This is a genomic window from Microbacterium galbinum (genome assembly GCF_023091225.1).
GTDB classification, from domain to species: domain Bacteria; phylum Actinomycetota; class Actinomycetes; order Actinomycetales; family Microbacteriaceae; genus Microbacterium; species Microbacterium galbinum.
In genome coordinates this window covers 504593-520107 of record NZ_JAHWXM010000001.1, presented here as the reverse complement: position 1 = coordinate 520107, position 15515 = coordinate 504593, and the positions used below count along the sequence as shown (strand labels likewise).

At 68.6% G+C, this 15515-nt stretch carries 14 protein-coding genes, 1 tRNA gene and 1 pseudogene; 13 read left to right on the top strand and 3 right to left on the bottom strand.

What is annotated here, in order from left to right:
- The first annotated feature begins 30 nt into the window (after nucleotides 1–30).
- On the top strand, nucleotides 31–1005 hold the full coding sequence (locus KZC52_RS02600) for a phosphodiester glycosidase family protein (RefSeq protein WP_247622506.1): 975 nt from the start codon (nucleotides 31–33) through the stop codon (nucleotides 1003–1005).
- A gap of 35 nt (nucleotides 1006–1040) precedes the next feature.
- Nucleotides 1041–1940 (top strand): annotated as a pseudogene (locus KZC52_RS17635) (glycosyltransferase); the annotation flags it as partial.
- A 129-nt stretch (nucleotides 1941–2069) separates the two neighbouring features.
- Here the strand turns inward: KZC52_RS17635 and KZC52_RS02585 are convergent.
- Nucleotides 2070–2152 (bottom strand) — tRNA-Leu (locus tag KZC52_RS02585).
- Nucleotides 2153–2264: 112 nt separating this feature from the next.
- On the opposite strand from KZC52_RS02585, the gene KZC52_RS02580 reads away from it, so the two are divergent.
- Nucleotides 2265–3560: a M20/M25/M40 family metallo-hydrolase gene (locus KZC52_RS02580; RefSeq protein ID WP_247622503.1), complete on the top strand. Its 1296-nt coding sequence runs from the start codon at nucleotides 2265–2267 to the stop codon at nucleotides 3558–3560.
- 44 nt (nucleotides 3561–3604) lie between these two features.
- A complete protein-coding gene (locus tag KZC52_RS02575) occupies nucleotides 3605–4429 on the top strand; it encodes an undecaprenyl-diphosphate phosphatase (protein ID WP_247622502.1) in 825 nt (274 codons plus the stop codon).
- Nucleotides 4430–4441: 12 nt separating this feature from the next.
- Here KZC52_RS02575 and KZC52_RS02570 read toward each other — a convergent pair whose 3' ends face one another.
- On the bottom strand, nucleotides 4442–5290 hold the full coding sequence (locus tag KZC52_RS02570) for a PAC2 family protein (RefSeq protein ID WP_247622501.1): 849 nt from the start codon (nucleotides 5288–5290) through the stop codon (nucleotides 4442–4444).
- 91 nt (nucleotides 5291–5381) lie between these two features.
- Between KZC52_RS02570 and KZC52_RS02565 the strand changes: the two genes are divergently transcribed.
- From KZC52_RS02565 to lnt, 9 genes are read left to right on the top strand one after another with little or no spacing between them, the layout of a single operon-like run.
- Entirely contained in the window at nucleotides 5382–6065 is a 684-nt protein-coding gene (locus tag KZC52_RS02565; RefSeq protein ID WP_282185351.1) for an HAD family hydrolase, read from the top strand.
- The gene (locus KZC52_RS02560) at nucleotides 6062–7081 is read left to right on the top strand and encodes a tRNA (adenine-N1)-methyltransferase (protein WP_247622500.1); all 1020 of its coding nucleotides are present in this window, start codon (nucleotides 6062–6064) and stop codon (nucleotides 7079–7081) included. The genes KZC52_RS02565 and KZC52_RS02560 overlap by 4 nt, the downstream gene beginning before the upstream one ends.
- Nucleotides 7082–7091: 10 nt before the next feature.
- The gene (locus KZC52_RS02555) at nucleotides 7092–8021 is read left to right on the top strand and encodes an FKBP-type peptidyl-prolyl cis-trans isomerase (protein WP_247622499.1); all 930 of its coding nucleotides are present in this window, start codon (nucleotides 7092–7094) and stop codon (nucleotides 8019–8021) included.
- Entirely contained in the window at nucleotides 8021–9013 is a 993-nt protein-coding gene (locus tag KZC52_RS02550) for a helix-turn-helix transcriptional regulator (RefSeq protein WP_247622498.1), read from the top strand. Before KZC52_RS02555 ends, KZC52_RS02550 begins: the two co-directional genes overlap by 1 nt.
- Complete coding sequence (locus KZC52_RS02545; protein ID WP_247622497.1) at nucleotides 9010–10029, top strand: helix-turn-helix transcriptional regulator; 1020 nt, start codon at nucleotides 9010–9012, stop codon at nucleotides 10027–10029. The genes KZC52_RS02550 and KZC52_RS02545 overlap by 4 nt, the downstream gene beginning before the upstream one ends.
- A gap of 2 nt (nucleotides 10030–10031) precedes the next feature.
- Nucleotides 10032–10271 carry a twin-arginine translocase TatA/TatE family subunit gene (gene tatA / locus KZC52_RS02540; protein WP_247622496.1) on the top strand — a complete coding sequence of 80 codons (240 nt, stop codon included), beginning with the start codon at nucleotides 10032–10034 and terminating at the stop codon, nucleotides 10269–10271.
- Between the two features lie 57 nt (nucleotides 10272–10328).
- Nucleotides 10329–11087 (top strand): twin-arginine translocase subunit TatC, encoded by a 759-nt coding sequence (tatC, locus tag KZC52_RS02535; protein ID WP_247624692.1) that lies wholly within the window; start codon nucleotides 10329–10331, stop codon nucleotides 11085–11087.
- Nucleotides 11084–13558 (top strand): DEAD/DEAH box helicase, encoded by a 2475-nt coding sequence (locus KZC52_RS02530; RefSeq protein WP_247622495.1) that lies wholly within the window; start codon nucleotides 11084–11086, stop codon nucleotides 13556–13558. Before tatC ends, KZC52_RS02530 begins: the two co-directional genes overlap by 4 nt.
- 11 nt (nucleotides 13559–13569) lie before the next feature.
- On the top strand, nucleotides 13570–15093 hold the full coding sequence (gene lnt, locus KZC52_RS02525) for an apolipoprotein N-acyltransferase (protein ID WP_247622494.1): 1524 nt from the start codon (nucleotides 13570–13572) through the stop codon (nucleotides 15091–15093).
- On the opposite strand, the gene KZC52_RS02520 is transcribed toward lnt, so the two are convergent.
- Nucleotides 15090–15473 (bottom strand): RNA polymerase-binding protein RbpA, encoded by a 384-nt coding sequence (locus KZC52_RS02520; protein ID WP_247622493.1) that lies wholly within the window; start codon nucleotides 15471–15473, stop codon nucleotides 15090–15092. The genes lnt and KZC52_RS02520 overlap by 4 nt on opposite strands.
- Nucleotides 15474–15515: the final 42 nt, after the last annotated feature.

Sequence of the window (15515 nt, the reverse complement as noted above, 5' to 3'; positions counted from 1 at the left end):
GCCGATAGGCGCGAGCCGTACTCCTGGAGCATGGACACCGCACACGACACCCCTTCCCGCCCGCGTCGACGCCGAGGCCGACGCCCGGTCATCGCCTCCGCCGTCGTCGCCGCACTCGCCCTCGGCGGCGGGGGAATCTGGGCCGCGGATCGCTACCTCATCGAACACGTCGCGATCAGTGACGTCTCGTCCTACGAGGCGGCGCAGAGCACGACGGATGACGCGGTCACGACGACGACCAACGGTGAGACGACCGACACCTCGTACACCTCCGATCAGGCCGGCATCACGCTGTCGACCGTCACCACCGGATCCGGCACCGACACGGTCACGTACTACGTGGCCGATGTCACGCTGACGGATGCGACGGCGCTGCGCTCCGCTTTCGCCGGTGATGCGTACGGGACGAACATCACCGAGACGACGAGCTCCATCGCAGCGGACCACGACGCGATCTTCGCGATCAACGGCGACTACTACGGGTTCCGTGACACCGGCATCGTCATCCGCAACGGGGTCGTCTACCGCGATGACGGAGCGCGCGACGGGCTGGCCTTCTACCAGGACGGGCACGTCGAGGTGTACGACGAGACCGCGACCACCGCGGATGAGCTCATCGCCGACGGTGTCTGGAACACCCTGTCCTTCGGGCCGGCGATCGTCGAGGACGGATCGGTACTCGCCGGCATCGAGGACGTCGAGGTCGACACGAACTTCGGCAATCACTCGATCCAGGGCGAGCAGCCGCGCACCGCCGTCGGCGTGATCGACGACAACCACCTCGTCTTCGTCGTCGTCGATGGGCGCGATGAGGGCTACAGTCGCGGGGTCACCATGACGGAGCTCGCCGACATCATGGTGTCGCTCGGCGCAACGACGGCTTACAACCTCGATGGCGGAGGATCGTCCACCCTGTACTTCGACGGCGAGGTCGTCAACCAGCCGTCCAACGGCGGCGAGCGCGGAACGAGCGACATCCTCTACATCGCGGGGAGCGGCTCGTGATCGTCCTGATCCCGGCGTACGAGCCGGATGAGCGGATGGTCGAACTGGTCGAGGCACTGCATACCGCAGGGCATCGGATGATCGTCGTCGACGACGGCAGCGGGGAGGCCTACGCCGAGCTGTTCCGTCGCGTCGAGGATCGCGGGGTCGAGGTGCTGCACGAGCCCGAGAACGTCGGGAAAGCGACCGCGCTGCGGACAGGACTCGCGCATATCGCGCGTCGCTGGCCGGGGGAAGACGTCGTCACGGCCGACAGCGATGGACAGCATCGCCCGGACGACATCGCTGCGGTCGGCGCGGCGACCGCGCAGGGGGACGCTGTCGTCCTGGGTGGACGCCGATTCACCGGCGATGTACCCGTGCGCAGCCGCTTCGGCAACGCCGTCTCCCGCACGCTCTTCCGCACGGTCGGGGGAGTGCGTGTGCACGACACACAGACGGGTCTGCGCGGCATCCCCGCCGTCCGCATCCCCGAGGTGCTGGCGGTGACGGGAGAGCGCTTCGCCTGGGAGATGAACGTGCTCCTCGACTTCGCGCGGCGTCGCGTGCCGATCCGCGAGATCGAGATCGCGACCGTCTACCTCGACGGTAACGCCTCATCGCACTTCCGACCGGTCCGGGACTCGCTGGCGGTCCTGCGTCCGCTCCTGCGCTACGTCCTCGTCTCGTTCGGGTCGTTCGTCCTCGACGTGGCCGCGCTGCACCTGCTGTATGCCGCTTCCGGGATGTTGCTGCCGTCCATGGTCGGCGCACGCGTGCTGAGCGCCGCCGTGAACTTCCTGCTCAACCGCGCCGTGGTGTTCCGCGCGGGCGAGGGAGGGTTTCTCCGACGACAGCTCGTGCGCTACGCGGGACTCGCCGCGGTGCTGCTCGCGGTCGGGTACGTCGGTGTCGCACTCCTCGTCGACGCGGGGATTCCCGTGATCACAGCGAAGATCACGGTCGACGCCGTCGTGTACATCGCCGGATATGCGGCGCAGCGCGCTTTCGTATTCGCCCACGGACGGCGCGAGGGGGCAAGCAAAAAGCCCCGGCGGATCCAGGGGATCCACCGGGGCCATCTGTGCGCGGAGGGGGACTTGAACCCCCACGCCCTTACGGGCACTACGACCTCAACGTAGCGCGTCTACCATTCCGCCACCCGCGCAGGTTTTGGATGATCGTTGCCGACCGAAGAATGACATTACCACCTTCTGGGGTCGGCCTCGAATCGGGCGTGACGCCCGGGCGTGGCACGCGCTTTCGATAGCCTGGTTCGCATGACCGAACCCTCCCTTCCCGAGGTCGCGCGCATCGCGAGCGAGCTGATCCGCTTCGACACCTCGAACTTCGGCGGCGGCAACGCGAAGGGGGAGCGTGAGGCTGCGGAGTACGTGGGTGCGTACCTGGCAGAACTCGGGCTCGAGGTCGAGTACTACGAGCCCGTCCCGCGCCGCACGAACGTGATGGCACGGGTGCCGGGTCGCGACCGCTCGCTGCCGGCGCTCGTCGTGCACGGGCACCTCGACGTGGTCCCCGCCATGGCGGAGGACTGGACGGTCGATCCCTTCGCCGGGATCGTGCAGGACGGGATGCTGTGGGGGCGCGGCGCCGTGGACATGAAGAACATGAACGCGATGATCCTCACGGCCGTCGCCGACATCCTCCGCGCGGGCGAGATGCCGGCGCGCGACCTCGTCCTCGCGTTCTTCGCCGACGAGGAGAACGGCGGCGTCGAGGGATCGGCGCTCGTCGTGCGCGACCGCCCCGAATGGTTCGCCGGTGCGGCGACCGCGATCAGCGAGGTCGGCGGATACTCGATCACGGTCGACGACCGTCGGGCCTACCTGTTGCAGGTGGGCGAGAAGGCGCTGATCTGGATCCGGCTGGTCGCGAAGGGACGGGCGGGCCACGGCAGTCGTCTGCACGACGACAACGCGATCACGGCGCTGGCCGAGGCCGTCGCGGCGATCGGTCGCACGCGCTGGCCGATCCGGCTCACGCCGACCACCACCGCGCTCCTCGAGGGACTGAGCGCACTCACCGGGCGGAGCGCCGACGATCCGGACGCCCTGGCATCGGCCGCCGGTCCCGCCGAGGCGTTCCTGCGATCGTCGTTCCGGACGACGACGAATCCCACCGGCCTCACCGCCGGGTACAAGCACAACGTCATCCCTGAGCGCGCCGAAGCGCTCATCGACGTGCGGGTGATCCCCGGCACCGAGGACCAGGTGCTGGCCGAGCTCCAGCAGATCGTCGGCGACGACATCGTGATCGAGACCGTGGTCCGTGACATCGGTATGGAGACCCCGTTCGAGGGCGAGCTCGTCGAGGCCATGGTCGCGAGCATCGGTCGGCACGACCCCGGTGTGCCCGTCATCCCGTATCTGCTGGGGGCCGGAACCGACAACAAGGCGCTGTCGACCCTCGGGATCACCGGATACGGGTTCGCGCCGCTCCGGCTGCCCGCCGATCTCGATTTCACAGGCATGTTCCACGGAGTCGACGAGCGTGTGCCCGTAGACTCGCTTGTCTTCGGTCAGCGGGTGCTGGCCGATCTGCTGCGCACGTACTGAGCGCTCCCGCCGGCTCCGTGCCGCCGTCGACCCTGAAGGCCCCCATGCATCTCTTCGAAGCGCTCATCCTCGGTATCGTCCAGGGGCTGACCGAGTTCCTGCCGATCTCCTCCAGCGCCCACCTGCGCATCGTCGGCTCGTTCCTGCCCTCGGGCGAGGACCCGGGTGCGGCGTTCACGGCGATCACCCAGATCGGCACCGAGGCGGCCGTGGTGGTGTTCTTCTGGCGCGACATCGTCCGCATCGTCACGCAGTGGTTCCGGTCGCTCGTCGGCAAGGCCCCGCGCACCGATCCCGACGCGCGGATGGGCTGGATGATCATCATCGGCAGCATCCCGATCGTCATCCTGGGCCTGTTCTTCCAGGATCAGATCGAGAGCGTGTTCCGCTCGCTCTGGGTGGTCGCGATCATGCTGATCGTGTTCGGCATCCTGCTCGGCATCGCCGATCATGTCGGAGCGAAGAAGCGCACGCTCAACCAGCTCACCTACCCGCACGGCGTCGCCTACGGATTCGCACAGGCCCTCGCCCTCGTCCCGGGCGTCTCGCGCTCGGGCGGCACGATCACGATGGGGCTCTTCCTCGGCTACGAGCGCGCCGCGGCGGCCCGCTACGCGTTCCTCCTGGCGATCCCCGCCGTCTTCGGCAGCGGCTTCTACCAGCTGGCGAAGAGCTGGAACGAACCGGCGTTCTTCTCGCTCGGCGACACGCTGGCGGCCACCGGTATCGCCTTCGTCGTCGCCCTCGGGGTCATCGCGTTCTTCATGAGCTGGATCTCGAAGCGCAGCTTCCTGCCGTTCGTGATCTACCGCATCCTGCTGGGCACGGTGATCCTGGTCCTGCTCGGCACCGGAGCGATCGCCGCCTGAGCGCGGACGCGCTCAGCGCTTGTGGTCGCCCGGACCGTCACCGCGTCGACGCAGGTACTTCTCGAACTCCTGGGCGATCGCATCGCCCGATGCCTCCGGCGAGTCCCATGTGTCGCGGGTGCGCTCGAGCTGGCGGATGTACTCGGTCATCTCCTCGTCGTCCGCCGCGGCCGCATCGATGGATGCCTCCCACGCGGCGGCTTCCGTGCGCAGTGCATCGCGCGGCACCGACACCCCGGTGAGCTCTTCGAGGCGATCGAGCAGGGCGAGGGTGACCTTCGGCGACGGCGTCGCGTTCGCGACGTAGTGCGGCACGCTCGCCCACAGCGTGGCCGTCGGGATGCCGGCCGACTCGGCGTAGTGCTCGATGACGCTCAGGATGCCGACGGGGCCCTCGTAGAGGGACTTCTCGAGTCCGAGCTCCTCGCGCGCCTGCTCGTTCTGGCTGGCCGCGAAGATCGAGATCGGCCGGGAGTGCGGCACATCGGCGAGCATCGCGCCGAGCATGATGAAGCCGCTCACGTCGTCGCGCAGCGCGACGTCGATGAACTCGGCGGCGAAAGACTGCCACGTGCGAGCCGGTTCGACTCCGGTGAGCAGCCAGAACTCGGGCCCCTCGCCCGCGTCGCGCGGACGCCACAGCGTCGCTTCCGGCCACTTCAGGCGCCGACGACCCTCGGTGTCGAGCTGGGTCGACGGACGCGTGTACTGGTAGTCGAAGTAGAGCTCGGGGTCGACGGTGTGCACGAGGTCGTACTCGCTCGTGGCGCGCAGGGCCGCGACGGCGCCGCTGGCCGCTTCACCCGCGTCGTTCCAGCCGTCGAAGGCGACGATCACGATGCGCGAACCGAGAACATCCATCGTGATCCCCTTTCGATCGAGTGACGGTGTCGTCTCCCCAGGCTAGTCGCGCTCGGAGGAAGACGGGTCCTGCGCCGGATAACATGGCTCGGTGAGCACACAGCCCCGCGCGGTCCTCTGGGACATGGATGGAACAGTCGTCGATACCGAGCCGTACTGGATGGCGGCCGAGACCCGGCTCGTCGAGTCCTTCGGCGGGACGTGGACGCACGAGGACGCGCTGCAGCTGGTCGGCAGCGGACTGATCGACAGCGCGATCATCCTGCAGAACGCGGGCGTGCGCATGGAGGCCGAGGCGATCGTCGCCCATCTGACCGATGAGGTGCAGAACCTTCTGCGCACCGAGGGAGTGCCCTTCCGCCCCGGCGCACGCGAGCTCCTGCTCGACCTGAAGCAGGCAGGGATCACGACCGCGCTCGTGACGATGTCGCTGCGACGGATGGCGCTGAGCGTCGTCGATCTCATCGACTTCCCGGCCTTCGATCTGGTCGTCGCCGGCGACGACGTCGACAACCCGAAGCCGCACCCGGAGCCGTACCTGCAGGCCGCCGCCCTGCTCGACATCGACATCACCGAAGCCATCGTGATCGAGGACTCGCCGACCGGTGTCCGTGCCGGGATCGCCTCCGGCGCCGTGACCCTCGGGGTCCCGCACATCGTGCCGCTCGACGACCTCGGTGCGCACGAGCTCTGGCCGACGCTCGACGGCCGCACCGCACACGACCTGGTCGACCTCCTCGACCGCCATTCCGCCACGACGGGAGCCACCCGATGACCGCCTCCGGTACGCACCGTCCGAGCGGCCCGTTCCGCGAGGGCGACCGCGTCCAGCTCACGGGTCCCAAGGGCCGACTGCACACCGTCACCCTCCGGGAGGACGGCGAGCTGCACACCCACCACGGGGTGCTGCGCCACCGCGATCTCATCGGCCTGCCCGACGGATCGGTGGCCGTGAACAGCTCGGGCCACGAGTATCTCGCGCTGCGCCCGCTGCTGAAGGACTTCGCGATGTCGATGCCCCGTGGCGCGGCGATCGTCTATCCGAAGGATGCCGCCCAGATCGTCATGCAGGCCGATGTCTTCCCCGGAGCGACGGTGGTCGAGGCCGGAGTGGGATCGGGTGCCCTGTCGCTGTCGCTGCTTCGTGCGGTGGGGCCGGCGGGCAGGCTCGTATCGTTCGAGCGGCGAGAGGACTTCGCCGAAGTCGCCCGCGGCAACGTCGCGACGTTCTTCGGCGAGCAGCCGGACACCTGGAGCGTCGTCGTCGGCGATCTCGTCGAGCAGCTGCCCTCCGAGCTCCCCGCCGGATCCGTCGATCGCGTCGTGCTCGACATGCTGGCCCCGTGGGAGTGCATCGACGTCGTCGCCGACGCGCTCACGCCCGGGGGAGTGGTGCTCTGCTACATCGCGACCGCCACGCAGCTCTCGCGCGTCGCGGAGTACATCCGCAACACCGGACTGTTCACGGATCCGGACGCGTCGGAGACGATGGTGCGCGGCTGGCACGTCGAGGGCCTCGCGGTGCGTCCCGATCACCGGATGGTCGCGCACACCGGCTTCCTGCTGACCGCGCGTCGTCTGGCTCCGGGCACGGTCGCACCCTCCGTGAAGCGACGCGCCTCGAAGTCCAGCTACGGCGACGACGACGTGGAGCAGTGGACCCCCGGTGCCGTCGGCGATCGCGAGATCACCGACAAGAACCTGCGCAAGCGCGCCCGCGAGGCTGCGCGCGCCGCCGAGGGCGCGCGCATCGCGACGGCATCGCGCGAATCGGAGCACCCGACCGAATAGACTGGAGGGCGTGCGTAAAACGTCCGCCGTTCTGGCCACTCTCAGCCTCGCCGTCCTCGCTCTGACGGGGTGCACGGCTGCTCCGACCTTCGATGGCGCCGCGTGCGACCGCTCCGGCGGCTCGAGCGGTCTCGCCGATGCGGTGACCGTCGAGGGCGATCTCGGCGCCAAGCCGGATGTGAGCATCTTCTCGCCCCTGCACCTCGAGAAGTCCGCATTCACCGATGTCATCGTGGGTGACGGGCGGGCCGTCGAGAGCGCGCAGCAGCCGATGCTGCTCGAACTCTCGCTCTACAGCGGAGACAGTGGCGAGTTCGTCACCGAAACCACGTACGACCCGAGCGCGACGCAGGTCTCCACGATCGCCAACTGGTCCGCCCAGTTCCCGGGGCTCTCCGACGCCCTCGAGTGCGCCACGGGCGGATCGCGCATCGTCTCGGCACTGACCCCCGACGATGCGCCCGGTGCTCCGGAGGCACTCGGCCTCGACGCCGACGACAACATGGTCTTCGTCATCGATGTGCTCGACGTGTTCCTCCCCAAGGCGGAGGGCGCACTGCAGTTCAACGACGCACGCGGCATGCCGACCGTGGTCCGCGCCCCCGACGGAACTCCCGGCGTGATCATCCCCGACACGGCTGCTCCGACCTCGCAGGCCGTGCAGACGCTCATCGCCGGGGACGGCGAGAAGCTGGTCGAGGGCCAGACGCCAGTGGTGAACTTCACCGCGCTCAACTGGGACGACAAGAAGATCGTCCGCACCACGTGGGGCGACGCCGTCTCGCTGGATCTGCCTCAGATCGCGCCCCCGATCGCCGAGGCGCTGATCGGCCAGACGGTCGGCTCGCAGGTGCTCGTGGTGGCGCCGAAGACCGAGCAGACCGAGGCCATGGTGTTCGTCGTCGACATCCTGGGTGCCGGTCCGGTACCGACTCCGTGATGGCCGCCCGTATTCCCGCCGAGGAGCGCCTGACGAATCTCGTCGTGGCTCTCATGGCGACGGAGATCGGGCTCACGAAGCAGCAGATCCTCGACAACGTCTCCGGGTACCGCCAGCGCGCGGATGCCGGAACGCGGTCGGATGCCCTCGAGAAGATGTTCGAGCGCGACAAGGACGAACTCCGCTCGCTCGGTGTGCCGGTCGAGACGATCGGCGACGCCGCAGACCCGAACGATCTGCGTGAGGCGCGCTACCGGATTCCGCAGGCGGAGTACGACCTGCCGAGCGACATCGACTTCACGCCCGCCGAACTCGCCGTGCTGCGTCTCGCGGGCAGCGTGTGGAGCGCGGAATCCGCATCGGGCGACGCGCAGTCCGGTGTTCGGAAGATCCGCGCCCTCGGGATCGACGGTGACGAGCCGATCATCGGGTTCGCGCCGCGCATCACGGCGCGGGATGCCGCGTTCGGTCCGCTCCAGGAGGCGATCGAGAAGAGCCGAGTCGTCGCTTTCGACTACCTGAAGCCGGGGGAGGATGCTCCTCGTCGTCGCCGGGTCCAGCCGCTCGCGCTGGTGGACTACGAGGCGCGCTGGCACGTGTTCGGCATCGACATCGACGCCGCGGGCGACCGTACGTTCCTGCTCAGCCGCATCGTCGGGGATGTGACGGTGACGGCGACGACCTTCGACCCCGTTCTGCGGGACGGAGCGGGTGACCGCGCGCTCGCGGGACTCGAGGAGGTGGCGTCCCAGAACTCCGCTCTGCTCGAGATCACTCCGGGTACCGAGGCGTCTCTGCGGCTCGGGCGGAGGGCGGTCCCGGCGGTCCAGGGCATCCGCGTCCCCTTCGTCGATGTCCACATCCTCGCCGACGAGCTCGCCTCGTACGGCCCAGAGGTCCGTGTGGTCGAGCCCGACGAGCTCCGCGACGCGGTGGTGTCGCGTCTCCGCGCGGTCGCCGAGACCCACGCCGAGCGGGAGGTCCGACGATGAGTGCGAAGAAGCCGTTGCTCGCCGGTGATCGGGTGCGTCTGTACCTGACCCTCGTGCCGTACCTTCTCGAACACGGACAGGTCTCCCTGGCCGAGGCATCCGCGGAGTTCGGCGTGACCCCGCGCGAGATGCGGGCGATGGTCGAGAAGCTGACCGTCATCGGCCTTCCCGGCGAAGCCGGTTTCTGGCAGCAGCCGCAGGAGATGTTCGACATCAACTGGGACCTGCTCGACCAGGAAGACGTCATCGAGATCACGAACGACGTCGCGCTGCGCCGGGTGCCGCGGTTCACGGCGCGCGAAGCCGCAGCACTGCTCGCCGGGCTGCAGATGGTCGCTGCGGTGCCCGCGGTCTCGGACTCGGGGCTCGTCGCCGGTCTCATCTCGAAGCTCTCCCGAGGAGCGGCCGACGCTCCCGCCGAGGTGGTCATCGCGCCCACGGCGGTCGATGAGGTGCGCGAGGCGGTGTCCCGTGGGGTGCAAGAGGGGCGCGCGATCTCGTTCACCTATCAGGCGCCCGACGCGCAGCCGACCACGCGCACGGTCGATCCGGTGCAGATCCTGATCACCAATGGCCAGTGGTATCTGCAGGGATGGTGTCATCTGCGTCAGGCGATGCGCACCTTCCACCTCGACCGGGTGAGCCGCCCGCAGCTGACCGACATCCCGATCACGCACGCGGGCGAGCACGTCCCCGAGGCCTTCGCCGAGGTGGCGGACGACCGCGAGGTCACCGTGCGCGTTCCCGAACGACTCGCTCCGCTCCTGGGCGGGCTTCTCTCCGCGGATGAGGTCGAGACCCTCGATGGCGTGGTCACGGCGCACCTGCACCTCGCAGATCCGCGCGGTATCAAGCGCATCGCGGCCCGTTTCGGGGGAGCGCTCGAGGTGCTCGAGCCGGGCATCGCGCGCGCGGCGACCCGGGAATGGGCGTCTGCGGGACTCGCGCTCTACCACCGCCCATCCACAGCACAGCCGGGTAGACTGGCCGAATCGCCCACCGACGACGGGAACTAGAGATGTTTGCTGGACTGCAGGGGTGGCACCTCCTGATCGTGCTCGCCGTGATCCTCCTCCTTTTCGGCGCGGCAAAGCTGCCCGCCCTCGCGAAGAGCGTCGGCCAGTCGGCCCGCGTCTTCAAGGGAGAGATGAAGGCGATGAAGGAAGAAGACGGTCCGGCGGCCGCGGAGAACGCGGCAGTGGACCCGACCACGGTGAAGAACTCGGGCTCAGAACCTGAGACTCCGCCGCGCGCCTGACCGCTCGTGGCAGTGATGGACCCGGCCGCGAAGGCGAAGCCGGACCGCGACCGGCGGATGTCTCTCGGAGCGCACCTCGTCGAGTTGCGCCGCCGTCTGATGATCGCCGCCATCGCGCTGGTCGTCGGCATGGTGCTGGCGTTCATCGTCGCGGATCCGATCATCCACTTCATCACCGGGCCGATCCGTCTCATCACCGAGAAGCGGGGCGACGACTTCAGCGCCCTCAACTTCTCGACCGTGACCTCCGCGTTCGACATGCGCATGCGCATCGCCCTGTCGATCGGTCTCTTCGCCTCCGCGCCGGTCTGGCTGTGGCAGATCTGGGCGTTCATCATGCCCGGCCTCACCCGCAAAGAGGTGCGCTACACGATCGGCTTCGTCGCTGCCGCCGTTCCGCTGTTCCTCGGCGGGTGCTACCTCGGCGTCATGATCATGCCGCACATCATCGAGCTGATGTGGAGCTTCACGCCGGAGGGCGGCACCAACTTCTACGCCGCCCAGGACTACTACGACTTCATCTTCAAACTTATGCTCGTGATCGGTGTCTCCTTCGTGCTGCCGGTCTTCCTCGTCGCACTGAACTTCGCGGGCATCATGTCGGGGCGGGCGATCCTCAAGGGATGGCGCGTCGCGATCATCATCGCCACGGTCTTCGCCGCCCTCGCGACGCCGGCCGCCGACGTGGTGAGCATGCTGATGCTCGCCGGCATCCTGATCGTCCTGTACTTCGCGGCCGCCGGTCTGTCGCTGCTGTTCGACCGGCGCAAGCGCAAGCAGGATGCGGCCGCCGGCCTCCTGCCGGACGCCGCATGAGTTCGCCGGCGGAGCGATACGCCGCCGCGCGTCAGGCATCGGAGCACCCGGAGACCTCCGCGTTCGCCGCGCGACAGCGATTCGATCTCGACCCGTTCCAGATCGAGGGCTGTCACGCGCTCGAGCGCGGGAACAGCGTCCTGGTCGCCGCACCGACCGGGGCCGGCAAGACGATCGTGGGCGAGTTCGCGATCCATCTCGCGATGCAGACGCCGCGCGACAAAGCGTTCTACACGACCCCGATGAAGGCGCTCTCGAACCAGAAGTTCCGCGAGCTCGTCGACGTCTACGGCGCCGACGAGGTCGGGCTCCTCACCGGCGACACCAACATCAACGGCAACGCGCGCATCGTGGTGATGACCACCGAGGTGCTGCGCAACATGATCTACGCCGACTCGGCGGCGCTGCGGGATCTCCGCTACGTCGTGATGGACGAGGTCCACTACCTCGCCGACCGATTCCGCGGCGCCGTGTGGGAAGAGGTCATCATCCACCTGCCGTCGCAGGTGCGCCTCGTCTCGCTGAGCGCCACGGTGTCGAACGCCGAGGAGTTCGGCGACTGGCTCGACACGGTGCGCGGCGACACCGAAGTGATCGTCTCGGAGATCCGCCCCGTCCCGCTGGAGCAACATGTGCTCGTTCGCGATGATCTCCTGCCCCTGTTCGATGACCGCGCAGGTGTCGCCACGGCGCAGGTGAACCAGGAGCTGATGCGCATCCGCTCGTTCACCGGCTCGAACTACGACAACAACCGTCGTGCGCAGTCCTACGTCAGCAACCGCCACGCCGGTCGCCAGGCGAAGCGCCCACCGCGCGGAGGGCAGCGGCCAGTGCGTCCGTCGAATGCGCGCCGTATCGAGCGGATCGATCGCCCGGAGGTCATCCACCTCCTCGAACGCGCGAATCTGCTGCCGGCGATCTTCTTCATCTTCAGCCGCGTCGGCTGCGATGCCGCCGTCGCGCAGGTGAGGCGTTCGGGCATGCGCCTCACGTCGCAGGAGGAGCGCGCCGAGATCCGCGCGATCGTCGAGGAGCGCACCCGCACGCTCCAGGAGGAGGACCTCGGCGTCCTCGGCTACTGGGAGTGGCTCGACAATCTCGAGCGCGGCGTGGCCTCGCACCACGCGGGCCTGCTGCCGGCCTTCAAGGAGGTCGTCGAAGAGCTCTACCAGCGCAAGCTCGTCAAGGTCGTCTTCGCGACCGAGACCCTCGCACTCGGCATCAACATGCCGGCGCGCACCGTCGTGCTCGAGAAGATGGAGAAGTTCAACGGCGAAGCCCGCGTCGCGATCACCTCGGGGGAGTACACGCAGCTCACCGGTCGCGCCGGGCGCCGCGGCATCGACGTCGAAGGCCACGCGGTGGTGCAGTGGACCGAGGGCATGGATCCGCAGGCCGTGGCCGCTCTCGCGTCGCGGCGCACCTACCCGCTGAACTCGAGCTTCCGGCCGACGTACAACATGGCCGTGAACCTCATCGACCTGTTCGGCAAGCCGCGGGCCCGCCAGATCCTCGAGTCGTCGTTCGCGCAGTTCCAGGCCGATCGCGCCGTGGTCGGTCTCGCCCGTCAGGTGCGCGAGGCCGAGGTGTCGCTCGCGGGCTACGAGAAGTCGATGTCGTGCGAGCACGGTGATTTCGTGGAGTACTCCACGATCCGTCGCGAGCTGAGCGACCTCGAGAAGAAGAACCGGCAGGACTCGGGAGCCCCGCGTTCGGCCCGTGACAAGCGGCTGAAGCGCATCCAGCAGCTCCGCACGAAGATGCAGCGGCACCCGTGCCACAGTTGCCCGGATCGCGAAGCGCACGCCCGGTGGGCGGAGCGCTACTGGAAGCTGAAGCGTCAGACCGACCGCATCCGCCGTCAGATCGAGACCCGTACCGGAACGGTGGCCCGTGTCTTCGACCGCGTGGTCGAGGTGCTCGAGACGCTCGACTACCTGCGCTCCGACGGCGACGAGATGACGCTCACCGAGGCGGGCCGCACGATGCGGCGCATCTACGGCGAGCGGGATCTGCTCGTGGCCGAGTCGTTGCGCCAGGGGCTGTGGTCGGGCCTCGATGCACCCTCGCTCGCGGCCATGGCCTGCTGCCTGGTCTACGAACCGCGGCGCGATGAGGCGAACTCGGGGGAGCGCGGTCTTCCGCGCGGCGCGTTCCGTGCCGCATACGAGAAGACGACGGCGCTGTGGGCCGTTCTCGATGATCTGGAACAGGATCATCACCTCCCCGGCTCCGAGCCGCTCGCCGCCGGCCTCGCCGGGGCGATGCACTCCTGGGCTCGCGGCGGGATGCTGGATCGGGTGCTCGTCGATGCCGATATGGCGGCCGGCGACTTCGTCCGCTGGGCCAAACAGACGATCGACCTCCTCGACCAGCTCTCGATCGTCGCCGAGGACGGAGCGCTCGCCCGCACGGCCCGCACGGCGCTCGACGGCGTACGCCGCGGCATCGTCGCCTACTCCTCGATGTGACCGGGGTGAACATGGCTGAACGCACGATTCGACCGCGCCCGCTCCTGCCGTTGTGGGCGGCGTCGATCGCGGCCGCCGCCGCGGCGCTGCTCATGAATCTCGCCTACCCGGCGGCCGCGATCTGGGTTCTCGCGTTCCCGGCGACCGCGCTGCTGCTGCTGGCGTTGATCGGCCGTCGCGCGGGCGGAGCGCTGCTGGTCGGCCTGGTCTACGGCATCCTGTTCTTCGCTCTTCTGGTGTCGTGGACCTCGAGGTATCTGGGCCCGGTTCCCTGGGCTGCTCTCAGCGTCCTCGAGGGCGGTCTGACGGCTCTCGCCCTCATCCCGATCGCCCTCGCCTACCGGTGGATCGCTCGCGCGCTTCCCGGCGCCTGGGGGCGGATGCTGGTGCTCCCGATCGTCGTCGCGGCCCTCTGGGTCGGCAGGGAGGTCTTCGTCGGCTCCTGGCCCTACGGCGGCTTCCCGTGGGCACGGATCGGGATGAGTCAGGCCGAGAGCCCGCTCGCTCCGGTGTCGTCGTGGCTCGGCGTCGGGGGTCTCGGGTTCCTGATGGTTCTCGTCGTGGCGATGCTGATCGAGGCTGTGCGGCTGAGGCTGTGGCGGCGCCCGATGCCGCTGCTCGTGCCCGTAGCACTCGCGGTCGTGCTGCTCGCGACGCCGCAGTTCCCGACCGCTCCCGCGGGTGAGATGCGCATCGCCGCCGTACAGGGAAACGGTCCGACCGGGTATTTCGACGAGCGTACGCCCTTCGCCGTGGTCCGCGCGCAGACCGAAGCCACCGAGCCCCTGTACGGCGGAGACGTCGACCTCCTCGTCTGGCCGGAGGGCAGCCTCGACACCGACCCCTTCCAGAACGAGACGCTCGCGCGTCAGCTGACGCTGGTCTCGACCCGGATCGACGCGCCGGTGCTCGCGAACGCCGCGACCGCCCGCAACGACCTCTACTGGAACACGTCGATGCTGTGGACGGATGCCGGGGGAGCAGAACAGATCCACGACAAGCGGCATCCGGTGCCCTTCGGCGAGTACGTTCCCGACCGCGACTTCTACTATGCCCTGGCCCCCGATCTGATCGGCCTCATCGGCCGCGAGTACACCCCGGGGATCAACCCGCCGATCATGGACATCGACGGCGCACTCATCGGTCTCGCGATCTGCTTCGACGTCATCTACGACGACATCATTCACGAGAGCGTGACGGGCGGCGCCGAGGTCCTCGTGTTCCAGACCAACAACGCGGACTTCCGGGGGACCGCCGAGAATCTGCAGCAGCTCGCGTTCGCGCGGATGCGGGCGATCGAGACCGGGCGCAGCGTCGTCAACGTCTCGACGGTGGGTACGAGCCAGATCATCCGTCCGGACGGGTCGACGATCACGAGCCTGGACGCAGATGAGGCCGGGGCGATGCTCGAAGATGTCGAGCTCCGCTCCGGCCTCACGGCGGGTGTGGTGCTGGGTCCCTGGGTGCAGCAGATCCTGCTCTGGGGTGGGCTGGGCGCGCTCGCTCTCGGGTGGTGGCGCGCTCGTCGGGCTTAGGCCCCGATCTTCTCCCGCGTCGGGTCCTCACCGGCTCCGCGGCGCGCGCGGATGAAGGCGAGGCGCTCCTCGAGCAGTTCTTCGAGCTCGGCGCGCGTGCGGCGCTCCAGCAGCATGTCCCAGTGGGTGCGGGCGGCCTTTTCGTCGGTCGCCTCGAGCGTCACGGCCTGGCCGTCGACGTTGAGTCGGGCGTCGGCACCGCAGGAGCGGCATTCCCAGGTCTGGGGCGGCTCGGCGTCGGCCGCGAACATCAGGTTCGTGACGTGGCCGCATGTGTCACAGGTATAGGTGGTCTCACGGCGCTCCATGAAAACGACGCCCTCTTCGCTCTGTAGGCTCTGGGCGCCGAGTCGGATGCCGCGCAGGCTGCGATCTGCCATTGTGTGGTCCTCTCGTCGCTGTCAGGTATAACGCTCCAGCCT